The 6,952-nt window shown below is 66.4% G+C and carries 6 protein-coding genes; all 6 read right to left on the bottom strand.

Annotated elements, in window-relative coordinates; all coding sequences use genetic code 11:
* Window positions 1-42 precede the first annotated feature (42 nt).
* Window positions 43-1,659, bottom strand: a complete 1,617-nt coding sequence (locus tag V5A20_RS01810) for a FlgD immunoglobulin-like domain containing protein (RefSeq protein ID WP_332326600.1) — start codon at window positions 1,657-1,659, stop codon at window positions 43-45.
* Entirely contained in the window at window positions 1,656-2,189 is a 534-nt protein-coding gene (locus V5A20_RS01815) for a hypothetical protein (protein WP_332314799.1), read from the bottom strand. The genes V5A20_RS01810 and V5A20_RS01815 overlap by 4 nt, the downstream gene beginning before the upstream one ends.
* A 78-nt stretch (window positions 2,190-2,267) precedes the next feature.
* Window positions 2,268-3,512, bottom strand: a complete 1,245-nt coding sequence (locus V5A20_RS01820; protein WP_332314800.1) for a site-2 protease family protein — start codon at window positions 3,510-3,512, stop codon at window positions 2,268-2,270.
* Window positions 3,513-3,573: 61 nt separating this feature from the next.
* Window positions 3,574-4,788: a pyridoxal phosphate-dependent aminotransferase gene (locus V5A20_RS01825; protein WP_332326601.1), complete on the bottom strand. Its 1,215-nt coding sequence runs from the start codon at window positions 4,786-4,788 to the stop codon at window positions 3,574-3,576.
* A gap of 154 nt (window positions 4,789-4,942) precedes the next feature.
* Window positions 4,943-6,313 (bottom strand): acetyl-CoA carboxylase biotin carboxylase subunit, encoded by a 1,371-nt coding sequence (gene accC, locus V5A20_RS01830; RefSeq protein WP_332314802.1) that lies wholly within the window; start codon window positions 6,311-6,313, stop codon window positions 4,943-4,945.
* 240 nt (window positions 6,314-6,553) lie between these two features.
* The coding region (gene accB / locus V5A20_RS01835) for an acetyl-CoA carboxylase biotin carboxyl carrier protein (RefSeq protein ID WP_332326602.1) at window positions 6,554-6,952 on the bottom strand (399 nt) is incomplete at its 5' end.

A 6,952-nucleotide genomic window follows, 5' to 3' on the forward strand; every position in this document is an offset into this window, starting at 1 on the left:
AAGAACGAGGACGTGAAGAAAGGGCGGCGGCGCGCGGACCGTTCAGTTCGTGAGCAAAATTTTGCCCCGTACCGTTGTGCCTCCCACCTCAACCGTGTAGAGGTACGTGCCCGTGGGCAGGCGGAGGCCCGAAGCGTCGGTCCCATCCCAGACGGTTTCTTGCCGACCGGCCGGCTCTTGCTCTTCGAGGGTGCGCACACGGCTCATTCCGAAGTCGTAGATCGACACCTCGACCGTCTGCGGCTCCGGGACGTCGTACACGATCCGCACTACATTGTCGCGCGACGGGACGAAGGGGTTCGGGTAAGCGTACGTCTCCACGTCAGGCACCTGCTCGGTCGGCTCTTCCGGGTTGACGGGCACCTCGGTCCGGAACAGCTGCCACTCGGGCGGGGGCGCCTCGGGATCTTCCGCGAGCAGCCGCGGCTCATCGGCCCGATCGAGGCGCAGCAGCCCCTCTGTGGTGCCGACCCAGAGCGCCGCGGGGGTCACCTCCACAGCCCGGGCCGTTATCGTCCCCGGGAAGGCCTGATTCGCCTCCGCAAGCAGCACCTCCTCGACGGTGCGCCACGTCTTCCCCTGGGTGTCGGACACGAAGAGTCCGTTCTCCGTGGCGGCGTAGACCCGCGTCCGCCGGGCCGCCACGTCGTTCACCTGCTCCCCCACGAGAGGCTGTCGGAAGGTAGCGCCGCCGTCCGGGGTCACCGCCAGCCCACTGCGCTGAAGCACGCTCCCGCCGTCGGTCCGTAGGCTGGCGATCCATACAGGGTTGCGCCCGTTGGGGCGGGGCTGCTCGGCCAGCCCAAGCACCACCTGTCCCGGCAGGCTGTTCGGCGTGCCGTCCGGCCGGAAGAGGCGCCAGGCCCGATCGCCGGACGGCCCCACGTCCTCCGGCGTAGAGCGGTTGAGTCCGGCTACGGTGCCAGCCCAGACCGTACCCGTCTCGTCCACCAGCACGCTCAGGGCGCGATGGTTCTGGAAGCCGCGCCCGTCGTCGAGGGGCGGAGCGACGAGAAAGTCGGTGGGCGTAGACGGATCGACGCGGGTGCTCGTGTCCGGCGGCAATACGCTCCGCGTCCAGGCCGAGTCCTGCGCCGTCCAGCGCCGGAGGCCGCTGCGCCCCGCGGCGGCCCACACCGTATCGGCCCGGGGCTCAATCGCGAGGTCCCGGGGCGGACTCCCGGCCTCCTGCGTAATGGGCACCGCCGGGAGCGTCGAGGTTCCATAGGTCACCGTTGAGTCGGCCGGGCCGTCGAGCGGCGCCGGGCGCTCGGCAAAAGACTCTCCGCCGTCCGTGGAGACCAAGAATCCCCCCGCCCCGATGGTGCTGCCCCCGGTGTCGAACGCGAGGCCGGCCCAGACGGTCGGCCGTTCCTCTCGCCCCGTCTCGGTGGCCAGCGAGAGCACGATGTTGCTTCCCGTCCCGAGCCTCTCCTCCACCACCGGGTCGTCCGGCGTGAACAGGCGCTCGTCCTCTTCCGCGTACACCGTGAGTAGGGGCCCCACCCAGAGCGAATCGCCCGCCGACGCCAACTCTTGGACCGTGTTGCTCGCCAGGCCCATCGTCGGCCGCAGCTCCTGCAGGCGCGGCGAGTCTTGGCCCCACGCCGGTGCGGATCCCAACCCCAACACACAAAGCCAGATGAGAATGCGTTTCACGAGTCGTCTGGGCGGCCGTTCACCTGCCTGCGAAGAGCGTCCGAGTCCCCCGTGGCCTCCGCCGTATCCGTCGGCACAAACCGAAATTGCCCGGTCACCTGGTTGCTCGACAGGCTGTCGTCGTCCACGGCAAAGACGCGCACCGTGTAGATCTCATCCACGAGGGGAAGTGTGAGGGGCACCCCAGCCCCGTACAGCGTCTCTTCGACCGGGGGCAATCGTGTCGAGAGGACCCTTCGCGGGTTCGACGACGGCTCAATGACAGACACGACGCGCTCGACCGATCCGTCCGGGTCGGTGGCCTGCACCCCGATCACCAGGGTGTCCCGTGCCAGAGAGTCTCGGACCTGATCGGGGGAAAGGTCCGATTGGTGGAGGCTGTCGGGAACGAGCTGAAGGTTCGAGACCGAAGGCCGCTGGGTCTCCTCCGGAGCCGGCACCGTGTCGCACCCGCCCAGTGCCCACGCCCCTCCCATGAGCAGCACTGCCCCCAGCAGGCGTCCCCGAATGGACAAGAATGGGTCCTGCATGGACAACACAGTTCAGTCAAGCAGAATGACGGTGACGCCCCCCAGGCCCTTTGCCTCCCCCCTTCTCGACCCGGAACGTCAGAGTGTACCCAGCGGCTGCAGGCTAAAGCAGAGGATGAAGATGGCGATGGCCGTGTAGCCCAAAACCCGACGCCCGGGCGTGAGGTTCTGGGGCCGCAGCACCGGGGGATGCTTCACGCGGACGAGAAAGATAATCAAGAGGCTCCACACCAGCCACCCCGTCCAGCCGAGGCCCGTCGCCCCGAGCGTCATCGCCACAGCGACGGCTCCCAGAAGCCCTGCCAGCCCCGCCCAGGTCCGTCGGTCGGTCCCCCCGAAGATTTTGTACAGGTAGCCGTAATAGATGGCCGCGAGGAGGATCCACGACGACCGCCCCAGCCACGGGCTCACGTCGCGGAGCGACTGCTGCACGCCCTCCATGAACCCGATGCCCCCCGAGAACAGCAGCACGAAGACAAAGGCCTGTGCGAAGCGGCGGTGCCACTTGTCGCCCAGCAGGGCGTAGAGTACGTGCCCGCCATCGAGCTGCCCCACCGGAAGCAGGTTGAGCGCCGTAAAGAACAGCCCGAGCCACCCGGCAAAGAGGACCGGGTAGTGGTACATCTCGTACATCGGCGGCACGTTCACGAAGAACTGCGACAGGGCCCAGTAGAGCGGCGTGAAGCCCACCACCAGGACCGGCATTCCGTCGCTCGACGCCGGGTGCGTGTCCGGAAACGTCCCGTACTGCCGAATGTGCGCCTTCAGCGCCTCGTGGCCCGGAAGGTCGAGCAGATATTCGGGGGGCGGAAGCGTGGCAAAGCCGTAGATCAGAGCGCCGAGCGCAACCACGAAGCCCGCGAGGGGCCCGGCCACGCCGATGTCGAAGAGCGAACGCGTGCTCGGAATGCGCTGGCGAATGCTGATGACGGCCCCGAAATTGCCGATGCCATTGAAGGGAAAGGGGATGTAGTAGGGCAGGGACGTGCGCACCCCATGATACCGCGCCGCGAAGTAATGCCCAAACTCGTGCACCGTGAGGAAGCCGACGAGCGGAATCGCGTAGCGCAGCCCGTCGACCAGCCAGGCCTGATTGAGGGTCAGGAAGAAGAGCGAGATCGTCTGGTCGTGCGCCTCGTAGTGGAGCAGTCGGTTGGCCCACCACGAGGCCCCTACGTAGACCGTAGACGCCACCGTGAGCACGAAGAGGAGGAGGTGCAGCCAGTAGCGGTCAGTCGCCGATGGAGGCGCGGCTGCCGGTGCTGAGTCGAAGTCGGTGTTGGCCTCCGCGGGGGCGTCCCCAACGGACTGGTTCGGTTCCACAGGCGAAAACGTACATCAGCAAGAACTACGATCGGGGGCCGACGCGGCTCGGACCGCCCCCTCAGCGAAGCGCGGCGAGCCCTGCCTCAATTCGGTCCAGCCCCGTTTCGAGGTCGTCCATCGACGAGGCGTAGGAAAGCCGAAGCCCGTCGGGCTCTCCGAACGCCGGGCCCGGCACGAGGGCCACGTTCTGCTCCTCGAGGAGGTAAAAGCACAGGTCGCCTCCGTCTTCAATCGTCGAGCCGTCGGGCGTTGCGGCCCCGAAGAAGGCCGACACGTCCGGATATGCGTAAAATGCCCCCTCGGGGGTGGGGCACTGCACCCCGTCGATGGCGCGGAGGCGCTCCAGGACCACGTCGCGCCGACGTCGAAAGGCGGACACCATTTCGCGCACCGGCCCCTTGTCCATCTCCAGGGCCGCCACGCCCGCTTTCTGCGTGATGCTGCTGGGGGCCGAGGTGAACTGGCCCTGAATCTTGCCCGCGGCCCCGGCGATTGGCTCCGGCGCGGCCATGTACCCCAGCCGCCACCCTGTCATCGCAAAGCCCTTGGAGAAGCCATTCACCGTAACGGTTCGATCCTTCATGTCCGGAAGCGACGCGAAGGCGCGGTGTTCGGCGTCGTAGAGCACGTATTCGTAAATTTCGTCGGACACCACGTAGACCTGCTCGTGGTCGCGCAGCACGTCGGCGAGCGCCGCCAGTTCGTCGGGCGAATAGACGGTCCCCGTGGGGTTGGACGGGGTGCACAGGACGAGCAGACGCGTCCGCTCGGTAATGGCGTCCTCCAGGGCCTCGGGCGTGAGCCGGTATCCCGCCTCCACATCCGTAGACACGGTCACCGGCTCGGCCCCACTGAAGCGCGCCATCTCCGGGTAGCTCACCCAGTAGGGCGCCGGAATAAGCACCTCGTCGCCCTCGTCGCAGAGGGCGTGGATGGCGAGGGCGAGGGACTGCTTCGCACCGTTCGAGCACACCACCTGCTCCGGCGTGTACGACAGGTCGTTGTCGCGGTCGAGCTTGCGACAGATCGCCTCTCGGAGCTCCAGCGTGCCCGGATTCTCGGTGTAGTTCGTAAATCCGTTCCGGATGGCCTCCACGCCCGCGTCCGCAATCGGCTCCGGGGTGTCAAAATCCGGCTCGCCGGCGCTCAGGGCGACCACCGGGTGCCCCTGCCGCCGCCGCTCCTCGGCACGCGACTTCATGGCGAGGGTGGCGGACGGCTGCATCGCGGCCACGCGCTTGTTGAACTGTACAGAATGGGTTGTGGACGGCATGGGGGCACCTGGGAACCAACTGAAAGAAGAATGCGGACGGACCCGGACCGTGGAGAGACGGGCGCGCTTTTCTTGGTCGTGCTGCGGATCTCTTGGTCGTGCTGCGGATCGGGCGCGAAGCCTCCCCTCCAAACGCTGCGGGGATGGCCTCAACCTACTCCGCCACCGCCGCCGGGGCGGGGCTCATTTCAAAATCATCGAGGAACCGGGTGTCAAAGTTGCCCTCGTTGAACCGCTGGTCGTCCATCAACTGCTGATGAAACGGAATCGTGGTGTCCACGCCTTCCACCACAAACTCGTCGAGCGCCCGGCGCATCTTCCGGATCGCCTGCTCGCGGGTCTTGCCGTAGGCAATCAGCTTCGCGATCATGGAGTCGTAGGTGGGCGGGATGCGGTAGCCCGAATAGGCCGCTGTGTCAATCCGGATGCCATGCCCGCCGGGCTGATGGAACGCCGTAATCTCACCCGGGGCGGGACTGAAGTTCTGGAAGGGGTTCTCGGCGTTGATCCGGCACTCGATGGCGTGTCCCTCCATGGGGGGACGCTCGTTCGAATCGACAGTCTCCCCCATCGACACCCGAATCTGATGCTCTACGAGGTCGCAGTCGGTGACCTCCTCGGTCACGGGATGCTCCACCTGAATGCGCGTGTTCATCTCCATGAAGTAGAAGTTGCGGTCGGCCCCGACGAGAAACTCGACCGTGCCGGCGCCCTCGTAGTTTACGGCCTCCGCCCCCCGAATGGCCGCCGCGCCCATCTCTTCGCGGAGCTCCTCGTCCATGATCGGGGAGGGACACTCCTCCACCAGCTTCTGATGACGGCGCTGAATGGAGCACTCCCGTTCTCCGAAGTGCATTACGTTGCCCTGCCCGTCGCCCAGGACCTGAATCTCGACGTGGCGCGGCTTCTCCACAAACTTCTCAATGTAGACCGCGGGGTTGCCGAAGGCCGCGTCGGCCTCGGAGCGGGCCCCGTTGAAGGCCCGTTCGAACCCCTCAGCCTCCCGCACCAACCGCATGCCGGTGCCGCCCCCGCCCGCGGCGGCCTTCACCATGACGGGAAACCCGATGTCGGTGGCAACCTCGTAGGCCGTGTCCAGATCGTCGATTGTGCCGTCCGACCCCTCCACGATGGGCACGCCCGCCTTGCTCATCTCTTCCTTCGCCCTCGACTTCTCTCCCATCAGCGCGATGGTGTCGGCGGAAGGCCCAATGAACTCGATGTCATTGTCGGCACAGATCTGGCTGAACTCGGCGTTCTCAGCAAGGAAGCCATAGCCGGGGTGGATGGCGTCGGCCCCTGTCACCTCCGCGGCGGCGATGAGACGGTCGGGCCGCAGATAACTCTCCCCGGACGCCGCTGGGCCGATGCACACGGCCTCACTGGCGAAGCGAACGTGCAACGCGTCGCGGTCGATGGTCGAGTACACCGCCACGGTGTTGATGCCCATTTCGTGACAGGTGCGGATCACGCGCAATGCAATCTCGCCGCGGTTGGCGATGAGAATTTTTTGGAAGTCACTCATTCGGGATCAGCAGGGTCCTGTGTGAGGTGCGGGGTTTCGGGAGAAGTGAATCGTGAAACGTGACGCGTGAGGAGTGTGGCGTCATTGCTCGAGGTGGAGGGCCTCACGCACCACGCATCAGAAGATCACAATCCAGACCGCCCCCGGTCCTTCAGGTCAGCAAGAGCAAGAGCTTCGAACAGGCTCGAAAAGCAAACGACTTCGGATCGCTCGGGAGCCACAAGCACAGACGGAAACTCGTTACCCTTCGTCCAGCACAAAGAGCGGCTGGTCGAACTCGACCGGCTCGGCGTCTTCGACCAGAATTTCCTTGACGGTTCCCGAGGCCTCGCACTCGATCTCATTCATTAGCTTCATCGCCTCAATGATGCAGAGCACATCGCCCTCATCCACCTTGGTGCCCTCTTCGACGAACGGATCGTCGTCGGGCGACGGGGCGCGGTAGAAGGTCCCCACGATCGGGGCCTTCACCACGTGCTCCTCCGCGGCGGCCTCCGTCGCCCCCGCCTCGGCCGTGCCGTTCTCGGTCGTGTCCTGCGCCGGCGCCGTAGACGTGTCGTCCTGGGCGGCCTCGTTGGCCGCCGGTGCGCCGCCCGAGGCTGGTGCGCCCGCGGAGGCCGGCGCACTTGACGGCTGCTG

Source organism: Salinibacter sp. (assembly GCF_036626415.1).
Classification (GTDB): domain Bacteria; phylum Bacteroidota; class Rhodothermia; order Rhodothermales; family Salinibacteraceae; genus Salinibacter.